The following is a 26,287-nucleotide window of genomic DNA, read 5'->3' as shown; positions in this document are numbered from 1 at the left end:
TTTATATGAATTACTGGCATAGTTAACAACCAACAAAATCAGATAACTATTATAATTAATTCAATAAGATAGATTTATATCTCGCCCACACCAGACCCCGCATGAAATATAAAGTTCATCCGGTAGCATTCAGCGAAATGTTGTTTTTATACTGCTGAAACGGGTGAGGTTTCAGCAGCACATGGCAGACCGGTTCAGCAACGGTTAACAGCAATGACCGGTCCGATAATGCCTGTCCATCTACCGGCGACAAGACGTACTCTTGCCTCTTTGCACTTTGCTATGCGCCGGTTATTCATGCCGGGCAGCCAGCCGTCTCTGTTATGAAACTTCCACCTTTGCTGCTGGCTGTTCAACACCAGCACTCCGGCGATAACCGGCACCCGGATGCGGCAACGCCAGCCGCGGCCCCTGGCCAAATAACTTTTCACGCAGCGTACCGGGCTGATACTCCTGCTTGTAGACGCCACGCTTTTGCAGTTCCGGCACCAGCAGTTCCACCACGTCAGTAAAGGTTTCGTGCGTCACGGCGTAGGCGAGGTTAAAACCATCGACATCTGTCTCTTCGACCCAGCTTTGCAGCTCATCGGCCACCGTTTCGGCGCTGCCCACCAGCAGCGGGCCAAATCCGCCGATGCCTACCCAGTCTGCCAGGCCCTGCACCGTCCATTGGCGGTTAGGATCGGCAGTGGAGAATGTCTCAACTGCCGACTGAATCGCATTGGTGTGCAGATGTTTCAGTACCTGATCCGGCTGATACTGCCCGAAATCAATACCGGTCCAGCCTGAGATCAGCGCCAGCGCGCCTTCGTAACTGACATAGCGCTTGTACTCCTGCCATTTGGCCTGCGCCGCCAGGTCGGTTTCGCCAACAATGACTGTCTGCAGGTTGAAGATCAGTATGGAACGGGGATCGCGTCCCGCTTCAGCGGCTCTCCGGCGAATATCCGCCACGGTTTTCTTCAGCAGCACTTTTGAAGGAGCCGCTACGAACACGCATTCGGCATGCTCCGCCGCAAACGCTTTACCGCGGCTGGAGGCGCCCGCCTGATATAGTACCGGCGTGCGCTGCGGCGAAGGTTCACACAGATGGATGCCGGGCACCTGGAAGAATTTACCCTGATGATTAATCGGATGGATTTTATTCGGGTCACTGAAAATATGACGTTCACGATCGCGCAGGACCGCGCCATCTTCCCAGCTTCCCTCCAGCAGCTTATAGATAACCTGCAGATATTCATCGGCATAGTCGTAGCGCGCATCGTGATCGGTCTGGGCCTGATGTCCAATATTACGCGCACCGCTTTCCAGATAGGAGGTTACAATATTCCAGCCAATGCGGCCTTTGGTCAGATGATCCAGCGTCGAGATCCGCCGCGCAAACGGGTAGGGGTGTTCAAACGACAGTGAGGCGGTCAGGCCAAAGCCCAGATGTTCCGTCACCAGCGCCATCGGCGTGATTAACGCCAGCGGATCGTTTACCGGCACCTGCGTGGCGTGCCGAATCGCGGCCTGGTTATTGCCATTGAGCACGTCGTAGACCCCAAGCACATCAGCAATAAACAGTCCATCAAACCTGCCGTGCTCCAGCAGGCGTGCTAAGTCGGTCCAGTACTCCAGATCTTTGTACTGCCAGGAGCGATCCCGGGGATGCGCCCATAAGCCGGGCGATTGATGACCGACACAGTTCATATCGAAAGCATTCAGGCGAATTTCACGTTGCGATGACATAGCGACTCCTGGGCGGATGCGGCAATCGCTTGCCGCCCACCTTTTAGTGATTGTTCCGGAAGGGTGGTTCAGTAGATGAGTGAGCCGGGACATCGCTCGCTGAGGGGCAGCGGCGTAGTGGAGAGTAGCTGCCGTGCTACGGACTCAGCGTGTTCTGCAACCTGCGGTAATCCCATGAGTTCGCCAAAGCGACCACGCGCGGCAGGCCCGGCTACATAGAGATGAGGATTGGCATCACCCTGCGCATTCAGCGTCTGTGACAGCGCGTTAACCTGAATGCCCAGCGCCAGCGGGTCGGGCTGAATCACGCCGTCGTCGTGGAGCTGGCGCAGCAGCGCGTTGCTTTTAAGCAGTGCGTTGTGCGCTGGCCCGGTGGTGACAATCACTTTATCCACCCCCCGGATTTCTGATTGCGCTCCACGCCGGCGCAGCGTCAGCTGAAGATTGTTTCCCATCGCTTCCGCGCCCATCAGACGCGCCGCCAGCAGTGACAACTGACCGCTCGCCTGCTGCTGGTTGAGAATCTGGCTTACCTGCGGGGCAATCCGGTAGCGGTGAACATCCCACCAGGGGCGAAGATGGTGCAGAAAACGCTGCTGCTCATGCAGTGAAAGGCTCTGCCAGATACGCTGGCCGTTACGGCGGATATCATCCAGCACCAGCTGCCAGGGCAGATTTAACGCGGCTGCCTGTTTTACCTCCTGACGCACCCGATGTAACCAGCCACGTGCGCTGGCGGGCTGCGGCTGACTGTAATCCAGGGTGTAGCTCTCATCGCTGCCGCTCAGGTTGGCTCGCGGCAGCTGTCCACGGCGTGAGAAGGCGGTAATCTCTCCGCGATGCTGCTGGCGATGCAGCGATGCCACCACATCGGACATGGTCAGGCCTGAACCGATAATCGCTACCCGATCATCAGGTGCGATCTGTGACAACGCGCCATTCTGCCAGGGATTGGCAATCAACCCGCGATGCCCCTGTAAGGGCTTCAGCAGTGCGGGCAGGTCCGGCGGTGGATGGCTGATGGCCAGCGCCACCTGATCGGCCCGGATCTTCTGCCCTGAGGCTGTGGTCACTACACCATCCTGCAGCGCAACCGCGCTATCACGCAGATGACTAAGTTTTACCGGCGAATGCTGCTGCTGATGCACAAACTGCGCATTGACCCAGCGACCAAACTCCCCGCGTTGCGGGTAGACATTGCCGTCACGCCACAACGCGTCCGGGTCGGCCTGAAAGGCGGGCGATGCGCGATAGTCGCGGTCAAATATGCCCTCCTCATCCCCAGCGAGCTGCATTCTGGCCGCTGGCACATTGATGCGGTGGGCCGGATCGGTAGTGCCGTATGCCACACCCTGAGCAAGCTGCGCTCGTGGTTCAATCACCGTCACGTGCAACCCTGCCTGGCCAGCCCGGGCCAGATGGATCGCCAGCGCGGTGCCGGTAAAACCACCGCCGATAATGACTATCTGCTGCTGTGACATAAGCGAACCTTCTCTTCTGTTAACTGGCGCTGGCCTGTTTATCAGGACGACGGTCGCCGCCAATGGTTTCACCAAAAGGACCGGTGTTCACGCTGCGCTGTTTCTTTTCGGCGTTGGCAGCCAGCGGTAACAGCGGCATCACCAGTTCAGCGAAACGGTGCGCCTCTTCAAGGTGCGGATAGCCGGAGAAAATAAAGTTCTCGATCCCCAGCGCCTGATACTCCCGGATGCGATCGGCTACCTGCTTGGGACTCCCCACCAGCGCAGTACCCGCGCCGCCGCGCACCAGGCCGACGCCTGCCCAGAGATTGGGACCAATGCGCAGGCTGTCTCGCGAGCCCTGATGCAGCGCGCTCATCCGCGCCTGTCCGGCTGAGTCCATGCGGGCAAAGATCTTCTGCGCGGCGGCAATAGTCTCTTCATCCAGATGAGAAATCAGCCGATCGGCCGCCGCCCAGGCTTCCTGTTCGGTTTCACGGACAATGACATGCAACCGGATGCCGTAGGAGAGGCTACGGCCACTCTCATGTGCCCGCTGACTAACCACCGCCAGTTTTTCCGCCACCTGCTCAACCGGCTCGCCCCACGTCAGATAAGTGTCGATCTGATTCGCCGCAACGTCGATAGCGGCATCAGACGAGCCACCAAAATAGAGCGGTGGGCCATTTTCCTGCACCGGCGGAAAGAGGATCTCAGCGCCTTCCACGCGGATATGCTCACCCGAAAAATCGACCTTCTCGCCTTTCAGCAGGCGCGAGTAGACCTCAAGAAACTCTCTGGTCACCTGATAGCGCTCTTCATGACTCAGAAAGATGCCGTCACCTTTGTTCTCAACCGGATCGCCGCCCGTGACCACGTTAATCAATAACCGTCCGCCAGAAAGCCGATCCAGCGTAGCCGCCATACGCGCCGCCAGGCTTGGCGGTTGCAGGCCAGGACGTACGGCTACTAAATAGCGCAGCTTTTTGGTGATCGGTGCCAGTGCAGAGGCGACCAGCCAGGAATCCTCGCAGCTCTTACCGGTCGGGATTAATACACCGTAGTAGCCCAGATTATCTGCCGCCAGCGCAACCTGCTGTAAATAGGGTAAATCGACAGCTCTGCCGCCTTCGGTGGTGCCAAGATAGCGCCCATCGCCATGGGTGGGCAGAAACCAGAAGAGGTTGAGGTTTTCCTGTGTCGCATGACTCATTAGCAGATTCCTTTATAACAATATTTGAATTTAATACATAGGCATAAATTCTTTAGTTATATAGGTGTTAGCAGGATGCGTGCCAGTCTGTTTATTAAAATTTATCTCATCAATTCAATAACATATTTATATTTTCTCTTGCTGAATATTGCTGCATTTGCGACAGGTAAAGTTACAGTCTGCTGCATTGGCAACAATCCGGTCCGGTTAGCCTCTCGTTTCCGCGTTACCCACGCGGTATGGTCATGGCTTTCCTGTTAACCCGGTAAATGAGATGCAGATTGCCAGCCCTGAGTTGATTGACCCCGCATCGCGCGCCTTTAAAAGCGTGCTGGATCAGCTTGCGCCTACCGACGCGACGGTGCTGATCATTGGTGAAACCGGCACCGGTAAAGAGGTGATGGCGCGCTATCTGCATCATCACAGCGCCCGCAGCAGACAGCCGTTTCTGGCGGTCAACTGTGGTGCCCTCACTGAGAGTCTGGCGGAGTCGGAACTCTTTGGTCATGAGAAAGGGGCATTTACCGGCGCACAGGATCGGCATCGCGGCTGGTTTGAGGCGGCAGAGGGCGGGACGCTGCTGCTGGATGAAGTCGGTGAACTGAGTGCGTCGCTGCAGGTGAAGCTGCTGCGCGTGCTGCAGGAGCGTGAGATTACCCGTGTGGGTTCCTCCAGGGCTGTAAAGGTCAATGTGCGGGTCATTGCGGCCACCAACCGCGACCTGGCGGTGGCGATCCGTGAACGGCGCTTCCGGGAAGACCTCTACTACCGGCTGAATGTGGCCAGCGTCACGCTGCCGCCGCTGCGCCAGCGCTGCGAAGATATCCCGGTGCTGGCCACTCACTTCCTGCAGCTCTATGCGCGTCGTCTGGGCCGACCTCAGTTACGTCTCAGTGAAGATGCTGTCGCCACGCTGATGGACTACAGCTGGCCGGGCAACATCCGCGAGCTGGAGAACACCCTGCATAATGCCGTCCTGCTCAGCAAAACCTCGCTGGTCACGCCGCAGCAGCTCCGGCTGAATAACCTCACGGGTAGCGAGTTACCACCGGGAGAGGAGGCGCTGGATCAGTTTTTACGGCAACAGATGCAGCAGAGCGAAACACCGCTCTATCCCCGGGTGATTGAGGCGCTGATAAAGAATGCGCTGGAACTCACTCAGGGCAATCAACTGCAGGCCGCCGCGCTGCTTGGCATCAGTCGTCATACGCTGCGCACCCAACTGGGCCATCTGGGGGTGATTAAACCGCGCCGCACTTCACTGCGTCAGCGCGACACTTCTCTGAATCAGCAGCCCGAACGGGAGCGGGAACTGCGCATCGGTTATCAGAAATTTGGCAACCTCGGCATCCTGAAAGCGCGCCAGTCACTGGAACAGCAGCTGGCCGATAGAGGCGTCAGCGTGCTGTGGAGTGAGTTTCCTGCGGGTCCGCAGCTTCTGCATGCGCTGAGCCAACAGGAGATCGATTTCGGCACGACCGGTGAAGTTCCCCCCTTGTTTGCGCAGGCCAGCAACAGCCCGATGGTTTATGTTGCCTGGGAACCCGCCGCGCCGCAGAGCGTGGCACTGCTGGTACCGAACAGCAGCCCGGTTCAGCAGATTGGCGATCTCAGAGGAAAACGCATCGCCGTGAATCGTGGTTCCAACGTTCACTATCTGCTGCTGCAGATTCTGGATGAAGCGGGTTTAGGGCTGGATGATGTGCGCATCGTCTATGCACCGCCCAAATATCCGCTGACGCCCAGCGATCTCAACGCAGTGGATGCCTGGATGATGTGGGATCCGCTGCTCAGCGATGCAGAGAACAGCGGACAGTTCAGGGTGATCGCTGATGGCACCGGCCGGGTCAATAATCATCAGTTTTACCTTGCCGAACGCGGGTTCGCCGCGCAGTCGGGCGATCTGCTGCAGGTTCTGCTCACCGCGCTGGAGCAGACTGGCCGCTACATCGATGCACACCGTGCTGAAGCCGCTGCGTTGCTCTCCACCGAACTCGGGATATCAGCGCCTTCACTGATGCATGCCTTAGCGCGGCGCAGCCACCAGACCCAGCGCATGAACTTGGCCATCATCCGGGAACAGCAGACCATCGCTGACCGCTTCTATGCACTGGGGCTATTGAGTCGCGCCATTCGGGTACGTGAGTCGGTCTGGCATCCATAGCGTTTTTTTCGCTAAGCATCGAACATTTGATCGCTAAGCGCTTCAACCTGCGTTTGTTATGTTGCGCTGACAACAACCAGACTCAGGAATGAGAGATGAAAAGAGTTTTGCTTAGCGCATTGATTATTGCCGCCCAGGCGGGATTAGCGTTCAACACCCAGGCAGCAGCAGAGAAACCCGAAACAGTTAACATTGGTTTTCAGAAAGCCAATATCTTTGCCCTGTTGAAATATCGCGGCACGCTGGATCAGGAATTTAAAAAACAGGGGATTGCGGTTCACTGGATTGAGTTCCCGGCCGGGCCGCAGATGCTGGAAGGCCTGAACATCGGCAGTATCGATCTGGCCGCAACCGGCGACGCGCCACCGACTTTTGCTCAGGCCGCACAGGCCGATCTGGTTTATCTGGCACATTCTCCCGCCAACCCCAAAACTGAGGCGATTGTGGTGCCCGCCGACTCCCCCATTAAAAGCGTGGCGGATCTCAAAGGCAAACGCGTGGCGCTGAATAAAGGCTCTGACGTTAACTATCTGCTGGTCACTGCGCTGGAACAGGCGGGGCTGAGCTATAAAGACATTACACCGGTCTATCTGCCACCCGCGGATGCGCGTGCCGCTTTCCAGCGCGGTGCAGTGGATGCCTGGGTAATCTGGGATCCTTACTACGCAGAAGTTGAAACCAACGCCCACGCGCGGCTGATTAAAAATGCCGAAGGCCTGGTGCCACACTACACCTTCTATCTTGCCAGCCGTAAGTTTGCGGAAACCTGGCCGCAAATCGCCAGCCAGGTGGTGGATGAGCTTGGGTCGCTAAGTACCTGGGCCAATCAACATCAGGAAGAGGCGGCAAAAATCATGTCCACCTCAACCGGTCTGCCGCAGCCGATCTGGCAACGGGCGCTGGCAAGGATGCCGTTCGGGGCTGAGCGGATGACACCTGAAGTCTTCACGCAGCAGCAGGCTCTGGCCGATAAGTTTACCCAGATTGGTCTGTTACCAGTGAAGGTCGATATCCGCAGTGCAACCTGGTCGCTGGATAAGAAATAGGGGGAGGCGGGCGGCGGCTGATTAGCGGAACCTTCGCCTGACGGCTGATAACGTCATCGCCTGGAGTTAATCAAGTGCAGGCGGATTAGCGTGACGTGTTATCCGCGCATCAGCCTGGGCAGATAAGGTCCTGTCACCGACGTTCAGCTCATCCTCGCTGAAAACGGTTTAAAGTCCTGATGGTGCTGTAAGAAAGATGCCCTTTACGTTAGTAAAGGGCATCGATTAACCTGTATTAAGAACATATTTCCTGAGGCTCCGAAAAAAATCATCTATTTCAGTCTGTATTTCAGACAGATAGCTTCGTTATTTCGCTATTTTTTCTTGTATACATCAGCGGTACCTTTAATTTTGTTATTCGTATTGGCTGAGGTCAGCACGAACACATCGCCGCCTTTTTTATCGGCCATTTCTGATAGCTCCGCTTTTGCATCTGAAGGGCTGGTCTCACCTGATGTTGAGATATCGCCTATCTTTTCATACTGATCCTTCACTTTCATAAAATCATTCATTGACATCATTTCGGCAGCAAATGAGCCAAACGATAAAGAGCAAATAACCACACCAAAAATTAATTTTTTCATATGCGTATCCTCGGAATGTTATAAAAGACGATTAGAATTCGTAACTACATTTAAAACATAGCATATTCAATGCAAACAGCTATTTCAAAAGCTTATTTACGATCCTGTTTTGTGATAACCGATCAGTAATTTAATTAACCACCCATCGTGTTTTCAGGGTAATTTCAAATCAGGGCTTATTACAAAGTCAGGCCGCTCATAACTGTTCTGATTAACTTCTTCTGAAAGGGGGCAAACGGTTAATCGATGGAAAGTTAAGGATATATTTATCATCATCAGTGATCCAGGTAGAGGTAATGCACCCAGCTGGTCATTCTCAGCAAAATTTTACGCATGACCGAAACATGCGTGAAGTGGTCAGAATAGACCGCAACCTGAGCAAATATGCCGTCTGGCAATGCATCAACGTCCTGATTTGGGTTTAATTCAATTATGGCTAATACGCCATCAGAACCTGAAGCAAGGCTCAGTGATTGCACCGTTCCCTGTGCCTGATAAGCTCCGCCTGGAACCACTGGCAAAACTCTGAGCAGTTTTCCTGAGAATACCTGTCCCGGAAGGGCATTAAAAACGACCTCTGCTTCATCTCCCGCCGTCAGGCGAAGCAGGGAATTTTGTCTGAACTGAGCAATGATCTGACGTTTTTGTACAGGAATGAATATCATGACCGGGCGCAGCGGCAGGGCGGCTGCGTAGCTTCCGGGACGGATTAAGACCTGAGTGACATAACCATCACTGGGTGCGCGAACAACTGTCTGATCCAGGTTATACCGGGCTTCTGCTAATTGCGCGCGCAGACTGGCTATCTGGGATTGTTCTCCTCCTGATACACTGGTCAACTGGCTTCTGAGCTGCTCCTGTTCCGCCAGTGAACCTTTTACCAGGGCATCCTGCGCCAGAAATGCCTGCCTGGCATTATCAATGTCACGTTCGGAGAATGGATTGACTTTCGCCTTACTGCCTTTGAGATAGCGTTGATAGTCCAGAAATAATCTATCCCGCTCAGCAGATACATGGGTTGTGTAGGCAACGGCTTCGCTTAATTGTCCTTTCATCGCTTCAATATTGTTAATAGCGGTGCTCAGGTCGGCTTGTAATCTTTCGACGCGGACCTTATAACGTGTCTGATCCAGGGTGAAGAGCATTTCTCCCTTTCTAATAAGCACTTCTTTTTTATCAGTAACTTCATTTACGACACCGGTCACTTGTGGAGTAACAGGAATCGCGACAACCGCTTTTTGTGCCAGTGACGTATAGGGATGGTTATAATTCATTAGCAGAATTAGCGCACTGACCAGAAAAACGCCACCGAGGGCCGCTGTTGGCACTGTCCATTTATTGACGGGTATGCGAAATATTTTAAAAACAGCCCAGGCTATCGCAACGTAGCTTAAAATAATGAGCAGATCCATATCATCGCTCCGGTCGCAGCGGTTTCGAATCAGCCTGTAAACGCTCCAGTTCTGCTACGCGCTGCTGCAGTTCCAGTAATGAAGTGTACTGGTTCTGCATACCCCAACCACGATCCGGACGATAAAGAGTGGCCCAGATCCACAGGAAAGGCCATATGACATGCAGTGTAAACAAACTTACCCAACCTGCGACGTGAATGGCATCGGCATGAGGATGATTACGGGACTTTGCGATTAAATAGGGAATATCATGAAGAACGATAATTCCATAAAAAATAATTATGAAAACGAAGATCAGCATACCCAAAGCAAAATAGTTAAGGAACATAGGTGCCTCTGCTAAATTGGAATGCGAAGTGAAATTAGAACGTCTGCAAGAATGTTTCTATTCGTAAAAGAGTTAACCTGACATACCTCGGTGACAGACGCAATACCAGAAAGTCATGCAGCGCTCAGGGATTTTAGGCACTTCAGCGAGGACGTAGGTGGGCAATACTGTTCATTGGTGATGATTTTAGTGGATTTATTAGACTTTAAACGCAGGATTATTCCTCTTTATTTTGAGTCGTTAACCTCCATGATGTTGGTAACTGATTGATTTGATTTTATTAAAATAATATGACACGTTGATCACAGATTTGTATTTCTAAAGCTTTATTTAAAAAATATCTTTATACTTATTAACTTTCCTGCCCCGACGTTGTTGCGAATTATCCGATCCATTATTTACTGGAAAATAATGCATCTCCGTTTGAAAGTAGATTTTATGATCCTGACTTATCGAAATTTAACGCTTAATGATGAGATTAACTATCATGGCCTCAGGAAAGACCAGCGAATACATAGCCCTGAGATCGAATCCTTCTTCAACAGAACGCCCTGAAAAGTACAGGTTACTCTGTTCTTACACGAGTCCATACTTTGTCGGATAAGCCGGATAGTGCTCAAGTAAACCCCAACAAAAGATGGTCTTCTGTCTGGATCATTCCCTTTGTCACGCTGCTCATCGGTGCCTTTTTATTGTATTACCATAAAAGCCAGCAGGGACCTCTGGTGATTCTGATGACCGAAAACGCACAGGGGATTAAGGCAGGTAAAACCGTAATAAAAAACCGCAACATTGATGTGGGTGTCGTTGAAAGTACCGAGCTTACTGACGATCTTAAGCACGTCGAGATCAAGGTTCGCATGCACACTGATATGCAAAAACTATTGACCGGCAATAGCGCTTTTTGGGTGGTCAGGCCTGAAATTGGATTCGAAGGGATAACGGGCTTAAGCACCTTGTTCTCAGGCGCCTATATAGCCTTACAGCCAGGTTCTCCGGGGCCAGCGCCGGAACGCTATCGGCTGTCAGATGCGCCTCCCCAGGCCTCACCGAATGCAAAGGGGATCAGAATCACGCTTAATAGTCGTGAAGCGGGGCAACTCATGCCGGGCTACCCGGTACTGTTTCGCGGCCTGCGTGTCGGGTCAGTCGAGAACAGCCGGTTTGATATGGAAAAAAGGATGATGCGTTATCAGGTTTTTATCGCTTCGCCCTTTGATCAGCTTGTCACCTCAAACGTTCGTTTCTGGAAGAATAGTGGGATTGCTGTGGATTTATCCTCATCCGGGATGCGCGTGGAGATGGGCTCCATCACCACATTATTAAGTGGCGGGGTCAGTTTTGACCTGCCTGAAGGCGTGGCCCTGAGCCAGCCGGTTAAGGGCGTAGCAACTTATACTCTTTATGACGATCTGCGAAGCATCGCGAATTCACGTTATACCGAACACCTCGACTTCGTGATGTTCTTTTCCGATTCTGTTCGCGGACTTCAGGCAGGCGCGCCTGTCGAGTTTCGTGGAATACGCCTGGGGACGGTTGCTCAGGTTCCTTTTACCTCGCCAGAGATAACCCAGAATTTTCGCAGCCATTATGAGGTTCCCGTACTGATTCACATTGAACCCCAGAGATTCATGAGCGGTATGAGGGAAGACTTTGACCTGGAGAAAAAGCTACAGCTGGGTAAAAAACAGGGGTTAAGAGGCTCCCTGAAAACAGGCAGTCTGCTTTCCGGTTCGCTGTTTATCGACTTAGACTATTATGCAAATGTTGCACCCGACAAAGGACCGGATATCGTCGCGGGTTACAAAGTCATCCCCACAACGCCTGGTGGTTTAAACCAGATACAGCAAAAGATTGTGGCTATAGTGGATAAGATGAACAGCCTTCCGCTTCGGCCACTGATTTCAGTTGCGACCGGTACGCTAAAACAAAGTCAGCGCACCATGACAGAAATACAAAAATCGCTCAGGCATATTGATGGATTTATCAGCAGCCCTGCAATGAAAACACTGTCTGAGGATATGCAGCAAAGCCTGCAACAGCTCAGCCGCAGCATAAAAGGTATTCAGCCTGGATCGCCCGTATATCAAAAATTGACGGGGGATATGCAGCGCCTGGACCTTGTGCTCAGAGAATTGCAGCCGCTTCTCAAGACCTTAGATAATAAAAGCAACGCGCTGATTATTCAGGATGCTGCAACTGACGATCCTGTTCCTGTCGGCGCGAAAAAGAGAAATGAAAAATAACCCCATCTTCCGGCATTTCAAATGGCTCATTCAGCCTTTGCAGTTCATCAAACATAGCCATTTGTATCTACCGAAAGAGACTGGTTATCAGGTCTTGAGGCTGCTACTATAAAGACCTGTTAAGCAGTCCTGGAGGCTCTATGCCAAACATTATTTTAAGCGATACCAGCGCCAGCGTAAGCGAACTGAAGAAAAACCCGATGGCCACGGTTAATGCAGGTGACGGTTATCCTGTCGCCATTCTTAACCGCAACCAGCCTGCATTCTATTGCGTCCCGGCTGAGCTTTATGAACAGATGCTTGATGCCCTTGACGATCAGGAACTGGTTAAGCTGGTCAGTGAACGCAGCGGCCAGCGTCTGCTTGATGTCGATTTGGATGCGCTTTTGTGAGTTATACCGTCAAATTCAGGGAAGAGGCTTTTAAAGAGTGGCAGAAGCTGGACAAATCTCTCCAGCAGCAGTTTGCCAAAAAACTGAAGAAATGTTGTGATAATCCCCATATTCCTTCTGCCAGACTACGTGGGATTAAAGACTGCTATAAAATCAAACTCAGAGCGTCCGGGTTTCTCCTGGTTTATCAGGTAATAGACGATCAGCTGGTGATTGCCGTTGTTGCTGTGGGTAAACGCGAGCGCAGCGATGTTTATCATCTTGCCAGTGAAAGGATGCGGTAGGGAGGGAGGGCTGTGTCCGATGAGTATTGACGTAATTCAAGCGATATTGATAATCAGACATCTTATTTAACATAATTAGTATTATGCGCACTTCTGCAGATGGCCAATTTGGTAGTGTCACTTGATAGCAGAAACGGCAAGCTATCAGCGTCAGATGGGAAGGGATGAAGACGGTCAGGTGAAAGGGTATAGCCGGTGCATCAGCACCGGGTTTATCCTGCCCCGAAGGGGCTACCGTCCTGGCAGTTCGCGCGATGCAAAAAGGCAGCTCAAGCTTCCTCTGGTTCGCTTATCTCAATACTGGTTATGTGCAGTCCGGCATGTGACATCATGCTGACCAGCTTATCAATTGAAAAGCAGTTGATCCGACCTCCTGCCAGCTCGGACACTCTGGGCTGTGAAACGCCCAGCGCAGCAGCAGCAGTGGCCTGATTCAGGCCATTACGTTTAATCCAGCTATTCAGGCGGCCTACTAACTCGGCGCGGAGTTTCATATTTTCCGCCTGCTCTGGCGTTTCGCTAAGAGCGTCCCACACATTATCAAAAGTCTGAATATTCATTTTTTACGCTCCTCAACCAATCGGCGATAACGATTTCGGGCAAGTTCTACGTCACTCTGGCTGGTCTTTTGTGTCTTTTTCTGGAAACAGTGCAGCACATACACGGCTTCTTCAAATTTGGCGACATACATGATCCGGAAAATGCCGTCATTACCCCGGATTCGGATTTCACGTGCTCCCTGACCTACCGTAGCAAAATGCTTCCAGTCGTCCGGCTCCAGTCCCTGCTGGATCAGGTCAAGCTGATACCCTGATGCGGTCCGGGCCTCTTCCGGGAAAGCCGTAGATCCTCAAGACTGCTGTCAATAAAACTGATTTTCTTACGCATCATCACCTCATTATACGAAATTTCGTATATTGTGCAATTTCTGCATTACTCATGCACCCCATACAAACCCGTAACCACTGCTTCCCTACCATGTAGTTTCCTGCTGTTTTGTCCATGGCCTACATTGCTCTGATAAAATCCAGCATCGCCTTGATCCGGCGCTGGCTTTTGAGACGTTCTTCAAAATCGTTGAGATAGTAAGCCGGTGTATAGCGCACCCGGTTAAACTCCAGCGTCAGCGTATTACCGGTGACAACCTCGGCTGCAATGCCCAGCAGGGAAAGCTGTATAAACGCCATATCCACCGTGACAGGATCAATATCAAATCAACTGACGGACATCTGAACTGATGGATTAAATCCGGCTTCAATCAGGCAATCTGCATAAGGTAGCATCGGTTATGTGGGTGTAATTAAGCAGGCGGAAGTAACGCACATCGATACAGGCATAAATGTCCGTTATCCCGCCGCAGTACATTTCTGCAAACATGAACGTTTCACAGTCCCCGTTCTCATTGCATGCCTGTTTCAGCGGATAGAGTCTCTCCAGCGCATCAGTAAGCGATGAAGGAGATGGGCAAGCCCGTCTCAGAGTGCATGATGGTGGCTGCGCATGGCTGGGATGTGGGTGGAGCAAAACGTGCAGGCATGAAAACTGCATTTGTTACCCGCAAAGGGCAGGCACTGTATCCGCTGGCGCCTGTGCCTGATCTGATCGTCAGCGATATTGGCGAGCTGGCTGCAAAGATAAAACCGCTTTGCTGACCCGCCGTTTACCGCAAATACTTTAATGCCGCGAGAGTTACTCGCTGCCCAAAAACGCTAATAAAAGGCGTAGTTAATGCGAAAACACTAACAATATTCTTAAATCAGGGCTTAACCACGATACACAGCAGGCCGATGACAATAATCACTACGCCCGCCAGGCTGTGCCAGCTGAACGCCTCATGGAATACTGGCAGACAGACAGCCACCAGCCACACCAGCACATAACTGAGGCTGAGCAGCGGATAGACCCGGTTCAGCGGAAAATAGCGCAGCGCCCGAATCCAGCAGAGCATGGAGACACCATAAGCGCCCAGCCCGGCCAATAGCAGCAAGGCGGGCAACAGGGCAACAGCAGGCAGCGACGTTATGCTGCTGACATCGGGCAGTCGCGGCATCGCCCAGCGCATCATCAGCTGTGCCGCTGAGACCAGCAGCACGCTGCATGCGACCCATCCATACCCTTTCATAGCTGGCTCGCCATCAGCGCCACACCCGTCACCACCAGTAGCGTGCCGGCGATCTGGCGCAGCGTCAGGCGCTCGCGCCAGAGGATGCGTCCTGCCAGCGCAACGAAAATGAAGTTAAGGCTCAGCATCGGATAGGCCTGGCTGACAGGCACCCGCTGCAGCACCAGCAGCCAGAGAAGCATCGCGACACCCAGCAACAGCACGCTCACCCCAATCCAGCTTAAGCGGACCCGGCGCGATGCCGCGTGGGTCGCCTGTTTCTGGCACAGTTGCGCGCTGCAACTGAGCAGACTGACCAGTACAATCAGCAGCAGCATCACTTCATCTGACTGTAATAGAGGCAGACCAGCCTGCCCTGGCGATAGACGGCGTCCGGCACCGGAACATCCTCGCCGATATCACTGTGTACTGAATCAACCAGCAACAGCAGTGATACGCTTCCCGTACGGCGATGATCGGCAAGCCAGCCGCCGAAGTCCGCCTGAGAGACAAAGCGGGATTGCGCATCAGGGTAGCCCAGCCCATATTCCAGCTCGCCTTTGGTGTCATAGAAGCCGATATCGCTACGTTGCAGATGCCAGGCTGCGGCAGATGCCACGCCGGGATTGTCCGCCAGGATAAAGTGACTTGAGGCCAGACGCTGGCTAATCGTCGAGACAAAGCGCTGCGGCTGTTTGGCGTCGCGGATTTTATCCGGGATTGCCGTGCCAATAAACAGGGCGACGCCCAGCGGGCAAAGCGCGGCCGCCAGCCAGCGGCGCTGTGCAGAGCGGCAGCTATATGCGCCCACCAGCCCCCAGATGAGAAATGCCAGTGCCCCCAGCGCAAGCTTCAGCATCTCGTGCGTGGCGAACAGCGGATGATGCGTCACACTCCAGGGAGCGAGCACCAGCACGACCGTTGCCAGAGTAATGATGCCGAAAATCAGGTTGAGCCAGCCATTGACTGTTAATGCGCGCCCTGCCCGCTGTGCGGCGTTCAGGCCATAGTGCGCCATCAGCAGCGACAGCGGCACAAAACAGGGCAGGATATAGGTTGGCAGCTTGCCTTTCGCCAGGCTGAAAAACAGCAGCGGCATCACCGTCCAGCTCAGCAGATAGAGCGCGCCGGGATGCTGCTGACGCTCGCGCCAGCCGGTCATCAATGCGCCCGGTAACAGCGCCAGCCACGGCAGCGTTCCCAGCAGCAGAACCGGCAGGTAATACCAGAAAGGCGCTTTGTGCTGGGCATTGTCCTCGGCAAAGCGCTGGATATGCTCAACCCAGAAGAAGTAGTGCCAGAAATCCGGTGCCTGATGATAGATCGCCAGCGCCCAGGGTGCGCTGATCGCCGCGGCTGAGAGCAGCGCCAGCGGACCGAAGCAGAGCAGTTCGCGCAGTCGCTGCCGCCAGATCGTCCAAGGCAGAATCGCCAGCACCGGCACTGCCAGCGCCAGAAAGCCTTTGGTCATAAACCCCATGCCGCAGGCGAGACCCAGCAGCAGATAGCCGCCCGCCCGCCCGGCGCGTCCGCTGGCCTCCGTCGCCAGCCAGAAGCTGCACATCGCGGCCGCCAGCCAGAGCATCAGCATCGGATCGAGCACCGCATAGGTGCCAACGCCATAGACCAGCAGCGAACTGAGGAAAATAATCGTGCCGACGGCAGCCGTGCGTGCCGAACTAAACAGCCGCCTGCCGAGCCAGTAGATCAGCACGGCGGTCATCGCCGTGGAGAATATCGATCCCGCCCGCACGCCAAAGTTGTTGTGGCCAAACAGCCACTGACCCAGCGAGTTGACCCAGTAACCCGCAATCGGTTTTTCAAAATAGCGCAGACCGAAGAAGTGTGGCGTCACCCAGTTACCGGTTGCCAGCATCTCCCGGCTGATCTCCGCATAACGGGTCTCATCCGGCTGCCAGAGATCGCGGAACATCGGCGGAAGCATGTAATAGAGAATAAAAAAGCTGAAAAAAAGTAGCCACTTCGTGTTGTTACGTATCCGCACTAGTTCGCCTCTTCAGTCAGTTTCTGGCAGCCCAGCCACCCTTCCCGTCCGGGGATTTCGCCTCTGACTACTTTGCCCACTGGCAAGGTGCTCAGATCGTCGGGCAGCAGCTCGCTTAACGGACAGAACTGAATGCCGTGACGGGCCGCAGCAGCCAGCAGCTGGTCAAAGTCCGGGTAGCCGATAATCCCTTCGACTTCGGCATGCACGGTGTAGACCGCCCCATCATCAGAAGAGAGCATTTTCGCCAGAATGTAGTCGTTATAGCCTTCTGCGCTGACCTCGCGGCCAACCACTTCATCCCATGTGGGCAACGTCACCGGAATCTGTACGGTACCGATCTGTCCATCCGGCAGCATGGGCCGGAACGGGCCGCTGCCGCGACAGTCGCTGTTGTAGTGAAAGCCAAAGTCCTGTTTGGCGGCGATCACCCGGCCATCGGCTCGCCAGCCCGCGGCGGCCGAACAGCTGACAGGATGACCGAGTATCTCACTCAGCGTTTCGGTGCCACGTGCTATCTGCTCAACCAGCTTATCCTGCGGCCAGACGCCGGCCCAGGTCTGCCAGGCAAAGTGGTCCCAGGCGTGCAGACCGACTTCGTGCTGACGAGTGGCGTCCTGCATGATGTGCCGCAATCTCCGTCCCATCTGCTTTCCCGGCCAGGCCGTTCCGGCGAGCAGGATGTCCCAGCCATAGAGCGACACGGCACGGGAGCGCAGCATCTTCATAAGAAACGCCGGTTTCACCAGCCGCCAGAGATGGCGGCCCATGTTGTCTGGTCCCACGCTGAAGAAAAAGCTGCCCCGCACCGCATGACGCCGGAACAGCTCAAGCAGCGCCGGCACGCCCTGCTTCGTGCCGCGCCAGGTATCTACGTCAATCCGCAGACCGATCTTCTTCATCACTTATCAGCCTGTGGCTCAACGGTGCGCAGGAAGAAGTCGAGCGTGTTGTCGATAGTGACATCCATCGTCACGGTCGGTGTCCAGCCGAGTAAGCGACGCGCATTGCGGATAGCCGGTTTACGGTGCTCCACATCCTGATAGCCTTTGCCGTAGTAGCTGCTGCTTTCTACTTCGCGGAAACCGGCAAACGGCGGAAACTGGCTGCGCAGCGGATGACGCTCAAAGCTGGCCAGCAGCTGTTCGGCCAGCTCTTTGATACTGGCTTCGTTGTCCGGATTACCGATATTGATGATCTGACCATCACAATTCAGCTGTTTGTTTTCGATAATGCGGAATAGCGCCTCAACGCCATCCTGAATATCGGTAAAGCAGCGCTTCTGTTTGCCGCCGTCAATCAGCTTAATGGGCGAACCTTCTACCAGGTTGAGGATGAGCTGAGTGATCGCGCGGGAACTGCCGATGCGCGCTGCATTAAGGTTATCCAGACGCGGTCCCATCCAGTTGAACGGACGGAACAGGGTAAAACGCAGCCCCTCTTTTTCGCCGTAGGCCCAGATAACGCGGTCCAGCAGCTGTTTGGATACCGAGTAGATCCAGCGCTGTTTGTTGATCGGCCCGACGACCAGATTAGAGCAATCCTCATCGAAGCTGGCATCGGTACACATGCCGTAGACTTCTGAAGTGGATGGGAAAATGATGCGCTTCTGATACTTCACACAGTCGCGAATGATTTTCAGGTTCTCTTCGAAATCGAGCTCAAACACGCGCAGTGGATTGCGGGTGTACTCAATTGGCGTGGCGATGGCTACCAGCGGAAGGATGACGTCGCATTTTTTGATGTGATACTCAATCCATTCGGAATGGATAGCGATATCCCCTTCGACGAAATGGAAGCGCGGATGATCCAGGAAGCGGCTGATCGCGTCTGAACTGATATCCAGGCCATAGACCTCGAAATGCTCATCCTGTAACAAACGCTCAGTGAGATGATTACCGATAAAGCCGTTAACGCCAAGGATCAGCACGCGGGTACGACGTTGCAGCGCTGACTGCGGTTTTGAATAGAGCAGTGCGCCAGGGACGATGCCCAGACTCTGCGCCAGCTGGCTGCCATTCATGTAAACGCCATGCTCGGACTGGCCGGTCTGGATTTCCAGCGCGCCTTCGCCACAGGCGATCAGGAAGGGCTGCTTAGAGAGTACCGTCCCTGGCTTTGCCTGATGCTGCTGCGGATGAACCCGGCTCTTCCAGACGATAAATTTAACCGAACCGGCAAAGGCGAATGCGCCAGGCCAGGGATCGGTAACCGCTCTGACCAGATTGTGAATCGTCTGAGCAGGCTGATTCCAGTCAATGCGGCCATCCTCGGCCGTGCGGCGGTCAACCCGTGTCGCCTGACTTTCATCCTGTGGCCATTCACTCACCTCACCCTCGCGCAGACGAGGTAAAACGTCGCCGAGCAACTGCTCTGCAGCCTGGGTCAGTTTACGATGCAGTGTCAGCGCGTTGTCCTGATCCTCAATAGCGACCTTCTGCTGCGCCAGAATATTACCGGCATCCGCGCGCTTTACCATGCGATGTAGCGTAACGCCCGTTTCAGTTTCGCCGTTGACCAGCGCCCAGTTCAGCGGTGCCCGGCCGCGATATTTTGGCAGCAGCGAGCCGTGCAGGTTAAAAGCACCCTTTTGAGCGCATTGCAGGATCTCATCGCTCAGCAGATGGCGATAGTAGAAGGAGAAGATCATCTCTGGTGCCATGGTGCGGATGCGGTCAAGCCAGATCGGGTGATTCGCCTCGTCAGGTGCATAGACCGGAATGCCATGCTCTGCCGCCAGACGGGCTACTGAGCCGAAAAAGTGGTTTTCGGTCGCCACATCGTTGTGAGTAAAAATGGCGGTGATTTCATAGCCTGCACTCAGCAGCGCATTGATGCCGACACAGCCCATGTCGTGATAGGCGAAAACAACGGTCTTCATGATTGAATATCCTGTACTGAAGGCTCTTCTGGAGCGTGAACAATGCGTTGAACGAAATAGCGCGGACGCGCCCGAACGTCGTTGTAAATGCGCCCGATGTACTCCCCGAGCAGTCCCATACCCACAAACTGGGCGCCGATAAACATGAACAGCACGGCGAACAACACGAAGACGCCGTCACCCGCCCAGGCCGCACCAAAAAAGAGTCGCAACACGATCAACACCAAAGAGAAGGCGAAGCCGGAGAGCGCTATCAGGCTGCCGACCACGCTGAGCAATCGCAGCGGCGTGGTGGTCAGACAGGTCACCAGGTCGTACATCAGGTTAATCAGCCGCATAAAGCTGTATTTCGAATCGCCAAAAGCGCGCTCGGCATGGATCACCGGCAGCTCAATGGTGTGTCGGGCAAAGGTGTTGGCCAGGATCGGAATAAAAGTGCTGCGTTCGTGACAGTTGAGCATCGCCTCGACGATGTGGCGACGGTAGGCGCGCAGCATGCAGCCGTAATCGCCCATCGCCTTGCCGGTGACCCGCTGAATCAGCCGGTTGAGCGTGCGCGAGGCCTTCCGACGGAACCAGCTGTCCTGGCGCTGCTGACGGACGGTACCCACCACGTCATAACCCTGACGTGCGGCGTCTACCAGCCGCGGGATCTCTTCCGGCGGGTTCTGCAGATCGGCATCCAGCGTAATAATCAGATCGCCACGGACCTGGCTGAATCCGGCCATGATGGCGGAATGCTGACCGTAGTTGCGGTTGAGCAGCACGCCGGTTATCCGGCTGCCGGGAACGGTGGCGGCCTGTTCAATCAGTTCGGCAGAACGATCGCTGCTGCCGTCATCCACCAGCAGAATTTCATACTCAATCTTAATTGAGTCACAGGCGGCGCAGGTGCGCTGAAGCAGCTCCGGCAGACTCTCCTGCTCGTTATAGACCGGGATGACCACGGAGAGCATATTGATCGGTTTAATATCGCGCATCTCAGGCTCCGGCAATGTCATGTAAAGCCTGAATCACACGTTCGACATCCTGATCCGTCATTGACGGAAACAGTGGAATCGAACACATCTGCTGGCTGTTAAGTTCACTGGCGGGAAGACGTAAATCGGGATAGTGCTCGCGATAATATTTATGGGTATGCGCCGCACGGAAATGCAATCCGCTGCCGATATCCCGCGTCTTCAGTGCCTGCATAAAGGCATCGCGCGACAGACCGCAGCGCTGTTCATCAATGCGAATAATAAACAGGTGCCACGCATGCTGATGTGGCCAGGCGGGCAGTGACAGCGGCGTGAACGGCAGCGTGCGCAGCGCTTCAAGATAGCGTTCAGCAATCTCACGGCGGCGGGCAATAAAGCCCGGCAGTTTCTGTAACTGCACCAGCGCAATCGCCGCGCTGATATCGGGCAGATTGTATTTAAAGCCCGGCATCATGACTTCCGCCTGCGGCAGACGCCCCTGGGTCTGACGATCAAACGCATCTACTGCCAGGCCATGAAACTTCAGGCTGCGTATACGATCGGCGAGAGTGGCGTCATCGGTCACCACCAGGCCCCCTTCCGCGCAGGTGATATTCTTGATGGCGTGGAAAGAGAAAATCGCCGTACCACGATGCCCGATCGGTTTTTGGTGATATGTGGTGCCCACCGCGTGAGCCGCATCTTCAATAATGGCAATCCCACGCTGCTCAGCCAGTTGATAGATTGGCGCGAGATCGGCAGGTGCACCAGCGTAATGCACCGGAATAATCGCGCGGGTGCGGGGCGTAATCGCCTGCGCTATCCGGTCCGGCGTGACCATCAGGTTGTCGGGATCCACATCAATCATCACCGGCGTGGCACCCAGAAGCGTGATCAGGTTCAGGGTAGAGACCCAGGTCATGGACGGCGTGATCACCTCATCGCCAGGCCCGATCCCCATCGCCATCAGCGTGACATGCATTCCGGCAGTGGCAGAGCTTACTGCAATGGCGTGCTGGTTGCCGGTCATCTGAACAAAGGCCTGCTCCAGTTCGGCGCATTTTGCCCCGGTCGTTATCCAGCCAGAGTCAAATACCGCTTTAACAGCAGCCAGCTCTTCATCACCGAATGAAGGCCGGGAAAATGGCAAAAAATCCATGCTAAAACTCCTGCAGATCAAACCCATAAGCTGTCGCGCGTTGTTAATCAGGCACAACGCCAGAAAATAATTGAAATAGCGAATGACTCACAGTCGGCCAGGGTGTTATCGACACCACGCTTTCCCGTTCTGGAATTAAGGTTACCGGACTGCTAATACAAACTACCGTATGAAAGTTAACTGAACATTAAATGAAGAGTGTGAATTTAAATAAAATCAAGGGAGAGCAATTTAAGGATTTCAGAAAAAGTTCACTATTAAATGGCTAATAATAGCTCTGGCCTCAACTCTTTTTGATTTATTGATATTTTGTTTAAAATCAGCAGGCTCTGTTAGTCACCAGAGCAGGGTTCAGCTCATCCTGATGAAGTCACTTCTGGAGAGAAAAATTAACACGCTGATATTGCTGGGCTAAATTCAGCCTGCTACTCACAGTATCACATCGAAAAAATAGCGCTCCGCTCATATCAGGAGAATCACAGATTAATAAAGCCGTCTTAATGTATTCTTAATATTTTTCGTTATTAATGTTCTGCCCTGGCAATAATCATTACACTTTGGTGATTCTCAGGTGACAGTCAGTTAATATCTGTCAGATTATCTGTGCCTGTAAGGTAAAAACAGTGCTAAAAAAAGTGAATAGGATCGCGGTTTCAGGCGTTAACGTTGGGTCTGCCTAAAAAAGAGAAAATAGTGATGATGCGTGCCGCCTGTTTATGCACTCTGTTAGCCCTGCTCAGCCCGGTGCTTTACGCCGCGCCGGTAACCTATGCCATTACCCCCGATAAAACGTCGATAGGCCTTTCATGGCGCGCCTTTGGTCACCAATTTTCGCAGGCCAGACTGCAGGGTGTGACCGGTACGGTGACACTCAATCCTGATGAAGACCGTGACGATCGTATTGAAGTGACTATTCCGGTAGGGACGCTGGTGGCCTCGAACAGCCTGTTAACCTGGCAACTGAAAAGTAATCTGTTTTTTGATGCAGAGCGTTACCCAAACATTCACTTTGTCAGCAGTCGCGTGGCCTCACTGGGTGGCGGCAATTACCGTATTTTTGGTGTGCTGACGGTTAAAAATGTCAGCCGGCCAGTCGTGATGCTGGCCTCGCTGGACAGCGGAAAGACAATTGATCCGGCTTCAGGTTCGCTGGCGCTACATGCCTCCACCGCCATCTCCCGCTCAGCCTTCGGAATGGATCGGCTGGTCGGGGTGGTTGATGATCGCGTCAACATTGCGCTGGCCATTGCCGCGCAGGGCAGAAAGCCGCTGTAGCGGTAACCGCTGAAGGGTCCGATTAACTGAGTGCTGTCTGCAATGTTTCCGCTGTGGCAGCCAGTTGAGCCGGTGGGTTGCGGCCAATCAGCACATATTGATAGCCGTCACGCTTCCACCAGGCCAGCTGCATGCCATGGCGCTTTTCATGGGCGATGGGATTCGCGCTGTCCGGCTCAGGCGAGATACAGAGCGCCATCGGGCCATAATCAGCATGCAGCCAGGCGATTTGTGCAATCGACGTCCGTTCGTAGCGCAGGATCCGCACCATTTTCAGTTCAGCCCCTGGCAGGCTGAGTTGCTGAGGATGCAGCTGCAATCCTAAATCGAGTCGGGTACGGTCCAGCCCCCTTTGCAGCATGGCGGCGTCATCAGGCGTATCGGCCAGCGTTTCAGCACTGTAGAGCGACATATAACGCGCCTCCAGATCGCGGATATTCTGGCTTTCATCTTTCTCATCATCTTCCGGTCTTGCCAGGAAACCGATGCCACTGCCCACCAGCAAAAAGCTGACAGACGCAGCAATCAGTGCCCGACGGCTGTAGCCTTTGGCTGGCATTGACTCTGGTGCCGTGATGGCTGCCAGTTGCTGTGCCATTCTGGCCTGCGGTGCCTGTTCCAGCAGCGGCGCAAAAGCCTGTTCAAAATCGAGATTACTTTGCTGTAAATGCTCAACCCGTGCCGCCAGTTCGGGATCCCCTGCCATCGCCTGCTCAAACTGCACGGCTTCCTGTGGCGTCATCTCACCATCCAGCCAGGCAACGATTGCCTCATCGCGCCACGGTGGCGTAAAAGTTTCCCTGTTCATCTCCGTTTCTCCTGCGGTGCGGGCGAGGTCGCCGGCTGTCTGGCCAGCGTGGCACGTGCGGCGGCCAGACGGCTCATAATAGTGCCAATCGGAACGGAGAGCGTCTCTGCCGCCTCCTGATAGGTCAGACCTTCGACATACACCAGAAACAGCGCATTACGCTGCGCCTCGGGTAAGGCGTTAACCTGTAACATAATGCGCTGGAAATGGCGGTTGTCGTCGCTGGTGGCGTGGTTATCTGCGGCCAGCAGCGCATCGGGATCCACGAATCCCTGTCCCTGCCGGACCTTTCGCGCCCGTAAATCACTGGCCCAGATGGAATGAAGGATCGAAAAAAGCCATCGATCAATGCGTGTGCCCGGCGTGAACTGCGCGCTGCGTTCCAGCGCGCGTACGCAGGTTGACTGCACCAGCTCTTCTGCCATGTCACGGTTGTGTGACAGCACATAGCCGTAACGCCAGAGCCGCGTCAGATGTTCCGCAAGGTGCTGACGGATGTCACTGTGAGTGATTTTTCGCTCCTCCCTGCCGCATCAGACCTCGGGGTGACCATTGATTGCGGCCTGCAGATCGCGGTACTCCTCGCAGTCTGTGCCACAAATCCCGGCAATGGTTTTTAACTGTTCACGCGCCAGATCCGGACGCCCTTTGATCATCCAGGCTTCGCCCAGATATTCACGCACTTTAGCGTAACGGGGATCAAGTGCAATGGCGCGCTGATAATAGCCAATGCCCTCGTCCGTGCGGCCCAGTTTACGGGTGGCGTAACCACGATAGTTCCAGGCTTCACGGGTATCCTGATTTTTCAGCGTATCCAGCAGGTTCAGCGCCGCCTGATATTCGCCCTTTTTCGCCAGATGCCAGGCATAGCGGGTTTTATCGTCGTCACTCAGCTTGCTGGTCTTCTCAGGCACACAACTTTTAGTGTGACTGTCATAGACCTGACCTTTGGGGCAGTCAGGCGTCTTTTTATCACTGTCATTGTCGCCCATCGCCATACTCAGCGGAGAGTGCAGCATCAGCAGCAGTGCCGGAACGGCAAGCAGAGAAAAACCAGAACGCGTTGTCATAATTTATCCTTATCGGGTCTATGAGACAGGCGATAAAGCCCGCCGGATGCAGTCCGCTAGCGCGGCGCTGTACGGTAAACAGCTCAGCGCCGGTTTCTATTCGATAAAAATAAAATTATTTCTTTGCCAGGGTGCCACGCTGAATCAGAACGGTAGTTTTTCCACCGCACAGAAACGCCGTTCCGCCAGGGAGATCACCGCAGCTTCCGCAATCGCCTGGGCTTTCAGTCCATCCTCAAGGCCAGGAAGATCGTCAACCTGCTCACCGTTCAGCGATCGGATAAACGCATCCAGATGAGCATAGTAAGTTGGCTGCACCCGGCTGAACCAGTCGGGCAACAAGCCTGGCTGCTGAATCTGCGCACCCTGATAGCAGCTGACGCCGCGCTGTGGATGAGAGGCTGATTCCAGCATTCCGTGCGGTCCCATCACACTGATGCGTTCATCGTAGCCATAGCCGGTGCGGCGGACATTATCGAGCTGTGCCAGCGCTCCGCCCTGCAGCCGCAATAGCAGCGTGCTGGTGTCCACGTCGTCAAATTCGCTGATCGAGGGCAGAGCCAGCGCTGCACCCATCGCTGCCACCTCTGTCACCTCCTCTTCAGTCAGCCAGCGCAGCAGGTCAAAAAAGTGGATAGCCTGATCGCGCATCTGTCCCCCGGACGCCTGAAGATAGGCCAGCGGCGGCATGGCTGAGGAGCGGCAGACCATCTGAATCAGTTCCGCCGGGCCGATCCGCCCCTGGCGGAGTTGTTGCTTCAGCTGCTGATGGCTGACATCAAAACGGCGATTAAACCCTACTGTAACCGGCACGTTGTAAGGAAGAACGTTAGCCACGGCAGAGCGGGCCCGCTCAAGAGAGAGATCGACCGGTTTTTCACAGTAAATAGCTTTACCGGCGCGGGCTGCTGCTTCCAGTAAGTCAGCATGGGTCGGCGTCGCGCTGGCGATCAGCACCATATCAATCTGCTCATCATTTATCGCCTCAGTGACAGACGCGGCCCGGGCACCAAAGCGGGTCGCAAAGGCAGCGGCGCGAGTGGGTTCTGCATCCGCGACCCATACCAACTCAACTCCGGGGTGCGCCTGAAGATTAGCGGCATGAACTTCACCAATAAAGCCACACCCCAGCAGGGCAACACGTTGCTTTTTATTCATTTTTTTGAACT

Annotated in this window: 25 protein-coding genes and 2 pseudogenes; 7 read left to right on the top strand and 20 right to left on the bottom strand. The window is 54.3% G+C overall.

Annotation, left to right across the window (positions count from 1 at the left end):
• Positions 1-321 precede the first annotated feature (321 nt).
• The 3 genes from NR201_RS16905 to ssuD form a co-directional block, all read right to left on the bottom strand.
• Positions 322-1,731 carry an LLM class flavin-dependent oxidoreductase gene (locus NR201_RS16905; protein WP_256849996.1) on the bottom strand — a complete coding sequence of 470 codons (1,410 nt, stop codon included), beginning with the start codon at positions 1,729-1,731 and terminating at the stop codon, positions 322-324.
• 68 nt (positions 1,732-1,799) lie between these two features.
• Positions 1,800-3,212 (bottom strand): FAD/NAD(P)-binding protein, encoded by a 1,413-nt coding sequence (locus NR201_RS16900; protein WP_256849995.1) that lies wholly within the window; start codon positions 3,210-3,212, stop codon positions 1,800-1,802.
• A 19-nt stretch (positions 3,213-3,231) separates the two neighbouring features.
• A complete protein-coding gene (ssuD, locus tag NR201_RS16895; protein WP_256849994.1) occupies positions 3,232-4,404 on the bottom strand; it encodes an FMNH2-dependent alkanesulfonate monooxygenase in 1,173 nt (390 codons plus the stop codon).
• Positions 4,405-4,678: 274 nt separating this feature from the next.
• Here ssuD and NR201_RS16890 point away from each other — a divergent pair, with 274 nt between their 5' ends.
• Together NR201_RS16890 and NR201_RS16885 are read left to right on the top strand one after the other, a co-directional pair.
• The gene (locus tag NR201_RS16890; RefSeq protein ID WP_163641611.1) at positions 4,679-6,568 is read left to right on the top strand and encodes a sigma-54-dependent Fis family transcriptional regulator; all 1,890 of its coding nucleotides are present in this window, start codon (positions 4,679-4,681) and stop codon (positions 6,566-6,568) included.
• Positions 6,569-6,663: 95 nt separating this feature from the next.
• Positions 6,664-7,614 carry a sulfonate ABC transporter substrate-binding protein gene (locus tag NR201_RS16885; RefSeq protein WP_033786327.1) on the top strand — a complete coding sequence of 317 codons (951 nt, stop codon included), beginning with the start codon at positions 6,664-6,666 and terminating at the stop codon, positions 7,612-7,614.
• 314 nt (positions 7,615-7,928) lie between these two features.
• Here NR201_RS16885 and yahO read toward each other — a convergent pair whose 3' ends face one another.
• The 3 genes from yahO to NR201_RS16870 all read right to left on the bottom strand — a co-directional run bounded on the left by yahO (position 7,929) and on the right by NR201_RS16870 (position 9,938).
• A complete protein-coding gene (gene yahO, locus NR201_RS16880; protein WP_256849993.1) occupies positions 7,929-8,198 on the bottom strand; it encodes a DUF1471 family periplasmic protein YahO in 270 nt (89 codons plus the stop codon).
• A gap of 275 nt (positions 8,199-8,473) precedes the next feature.
• Positions 8,474-9,610 (bottom strand): HlyD family secretion protein, encoded by a 1,137-nt coding sequence (locus NR201_RS16875; RefSeq protein ID WP_022624279.1) that lies wholly within the window; start codon positions 9,608-9,610, stop codon positions 8,474-8,476.
• 1 nt (position 9,611) lies between these two features.
• Positions 9,612-9,938: a DUF3302 domain-containing protein gene (locus NR201_RS16870; RefSeq protein WP_033759973.1), complete on the bottom strand. Its 327-nt coding sequence runs from the start codon at positions 9,936-9,938 to the stop codon at positions 9,612-9,614.
• A gap of 593 nt (positions 9,939-10,531) precedes the next feature.
• On the opposite strand from NR201_RS16870, the gene pqiB reads away from it, so the two are divergent.
• The 3 genes from pqiB to NR201_RS16855 all read left to right on the top strand — a co-directional run bounded on the left by pqiB (position 10,532) and on the right by NR201_RS16855 (position 12,860).
• Entirely contained in the window at positions 10,532-12,184 is a 1,653-nt protein-coding gene (pqiB, locus tag NR201_RS16865; protein ID WP_256849992.1) for an intermembrane transport protein PqiB, read from the top strand.
• A 140-nt stretch (positions 12,185-12,324) separates the two neighbouring features.
• Entirely contained in the window at positions 12,325-12,576 is a 252-nt protein-coding gene (locus NR201_RS16860; protein WP_039387444.1) for a type II toxin-antitoxin system Phd/YefM family antitoxin, read from the top strand.
• Positions 12,573-12,860, top strand: a complete 288-nt coding sequence (locus NR201_RS16855) for a type II toxin-antitoxin system RelE/ParE family toxin (RefSeq protein ID WP_256849991.1) — start codon at positions 12,573-12,575, stop codon at positions 12,858-12,860. Before NR201_RS16860 ends, NR201_RS16855 begins: the two co-directional genes overlap by 4 nt.
• Before the next feature lie 269 nt (positions 12,861-13,129).
• Here NR201_RS16855 and NR201_RS16850 read toward each other — a convergent pair whose 3' ends face one another.
• The 3 genes and pseudogenes from NR201_RS16850 to NR201_RS16840 all read right to left on the bottom strand — a co-directional run.
• Positions 13,130-13,420, bottom strand: a complete 291-nt coding sequence (locus NR201_RS16850) for a helix-turn-helix domain-containing protein (protein ID WP_022624282.1) — start codon at positions 13,418-13,420, stop codon at positions 13,130-13,132.
• Positions 13,417-13,748: pseudogene (locus NR201_RS16845) on the bottom strand (type II toxin-antitoxin system RelE/ParE family toxin). The gene NR201_RS16850 and the pseudogene NR201_RS16845 overlap by 4 nt, the downstream one beginning before the upstream one ends.
• A gap of 119 nt (positions 13,749-13,867) precedes the next feature.
• Positions 13,868-14,143: pseudogene (locus NR201_RS16840) on the bottom strand (SAM-dependent DNA methyltransferase); the annotation flags it as partial.
• A 177-nt stretch (positions 14,144-14,320) separates the two neighbouring features.
• Between NR201_RS16840 and NR201_RS16835 the strand changes: the two are divergent.
• The gene (locus tag NR201_RS16835) at positions 14,321-14,512 is read left to right on the top strand and encodes a hypothetical protein (RefSeq protein WP_233267992.1); all 192 of its coding nucleotides are present in this window, start codon (positions 14,321-14,323) and stop codon (positions 14,510-14,512) included.
• A 104-nt stretch (positions 14,513-14,616) separates the two neighbouring features.
• Here NR201_RS16835 and arnF read toward each other — a convergent pair whose 3' ends face one another.
• From arnF to arnB, 7 genes are read right to left on the bottom strand one after another with little or no spacing between them, the layout of a single operon-like run.
• Positions 14,617-14,982, bottom strand: coding sequence for a 4-amino-4-deoxy-L-arabinose-phosphoundecaprenol flippase subunit ArnF (arnF, locus tag NR201_RS16830; protein WP_010257128.1), 366 nt, complete (start codon positions 14,980-14,982; stop codon positions 14,617-14,619).
• The gene (arnE, locus tag NR201_RS16825; protein WP_022624286.1) at positions 14,979-15,299 is read right to left on the bottom strand and encodes a 4-amino-4-deoxy-L-arabinose-phosphoundecaprenol flippase subunit ArnE; all 321 of its coding nucleotides are present in this window, start codon (positions 15,297-15,299) and stop codon (positions 14,979-14,981) included. Before arnE ends, arnF begins: the two co-directional genes overlap by 4 nt.
• Positions 15,299-16,966, bottom strand: coding sequence for a lipid IV(A) 4-amino-4-deoxy-L-arabinosyltransferase (arnT, locus tag NR201_RS16820; protein ID WP_256849990.1), 1,668 nt, complete (start codon positions 16,964-16,966; stop codon positions 15,299-15,301). The genes arnE and arnT overlap by 1 nt, the downstream gene beginning before the upstream one ends.
• A complete protein-coding gene (arnD, locus tag NR201_RS16815) occupies positions 16,966-17,868 on the bottom strand; it encodes a 4-deoxy-4-formamido-L-arabinose-phosphoundecaprenol deformylase (RefSeq protein ID WP_256849989.1) in 903 nt (300 codons plus the stop codon). The genes arnT and arnD overlap by 1 nt, the downstream gene beginning before the upstream one ends.
• Positions 17,868-19,847, bottom strand: a complete 1,980-nt coding sequence (gene arnA / locus NR201_RS16810) for a bifunctional UDP-4-amino-4-deoxy-L-arabinose formyltransferase/UDP-glucuronic acid oxidase ArnA (protein WP_022624289.1) — start codon at positions 19,845-19,847, stop codon at positions 17,868-17,870. Before arnA ends, arnD begins: the two co-directional genes overlap by 1 nt.
• Positions 19,844-20,827 carry an undecaprenyl-phosphate 4-deoxy-4-formamido-L-arabinose transferase gene (gene arnC, locus NR201_RS16805; protein WP_010257142.1) on the bottom strand — a complete coding sequence of 328 codons (984 nt, stop codon included), beginning with the start codon at positions 20,825-20,827 and terminating at the stop codon, positions 19,844-19,846. The genes arnA and arnC overlap by 4 nt, the downstream gene beginning before the upstream one ends.
• A gap of 1 nt (position 20,828) precedes the next feature.
• Positions 20,829-21,965 carry a UDP-4-amino-4-deoxy-L-arabinose aminotransferase gene (gene arnB, locus NR201_RS16800; protein ID WP_256849988.1) on the bottom strand — a complete coding sequence of 379 codons (1,137 nt, stop codon included), beginning with the start codon at positions 21,963-21,965 and terminating at the stop codon, positions 20,829-20,831.
• A 696-nt stretch (positions 21,966-22,661) separates the two neighbouring features.
• Here arnB and NR201_RS16795 point away from each other — a divergent pair.
• The gene (locus NR201_RS16795; RefSeq protein WP_172608116.1) at positions 22,662-23,240 is read left to right on the top strand and encodes a YceI family protein; all 579 of its coding nucleotides are present in this window, start codon (positions 22,662-22,664) and stop codon (positions 23,238-23,240) included.
• A gap of 22 nt (positions 23,241-23,262) precedes the next feature.
• Here NR201_RS16795 and NR201_RS16790 read toward each other — a convergent pair whose 3' ends face one another.
• The 4 genes from NR201_RS16790 to NR201_RS16775 all read right to left on the bottom strand — a co-directional run bounded on the left by NR201_RS16790 (position 23,263) and on the right by NR201_RS16775 (position 26,276).
• Complete coding sequence (locus NR201_RS16790; protein ID WP_045139867.1) at positions 23,263-24,048, bottom strand: anti-sigma factor; 786 nt, start codon at positions 24,046-24,048, stop codon at positions 23,263-23,265.
• Positions 24,045-24,494, bottom strand: coding sequence for a sigma-70 family RNA polymerase sigma factor (locus NR201_RS16785; protein WP_242461297.1), 450 nt, complete (start codon positions 24,492-24,494; stop codon positions 24,045-24,047). Before NR201_RS16785 ends, NR201_RS16790 begins: the two co-directional genes overlap by 4 nt.
• Before the next feature lie 87 nt (positions 24,495-24,581).
• Entirely contained in the window at positions 24,582-25,118 is a 537-nt protein-coding gene (locus NR201_RS16780) for a tetratricopeptide repeat protein (protein WP_010257155.1), read from the bottom strand.
• A 144-nt stretch (positions 25,119-25,262) separates the two neighbouring features.
• Positions 25,263-26,276 carry a Gfo/Idh/MocA family oxidoreductase gene (locus NR201_RS16775; RefSeq protein ID WP_029519484.1) on the bottom strand — a complete coding sequence of 338 codons (1,014 nt, stop codon included), beginning with the start codon at positions 26,274-26,276 and terminating at the stop codon, positions 25,263-25,265.
• Positions 26,277-26,287: the final 11 nt, after the last annotated feature.

Source organism: Pantoea sp. Fr-CA_6 (genome assembly GCF_024520895.1).
Taxonomy (GTDB): Bacteria; Pseudomonadota; Gammaproteobacteria; order Enterobacterales; family Enterobacteriaceae; genus Pantoea; species Pantoea agglomerans.
Note: the sequence above shows the minus strand (reverse complement) of the source record. Positions and strands in the feature narration are given on the sequence as shown.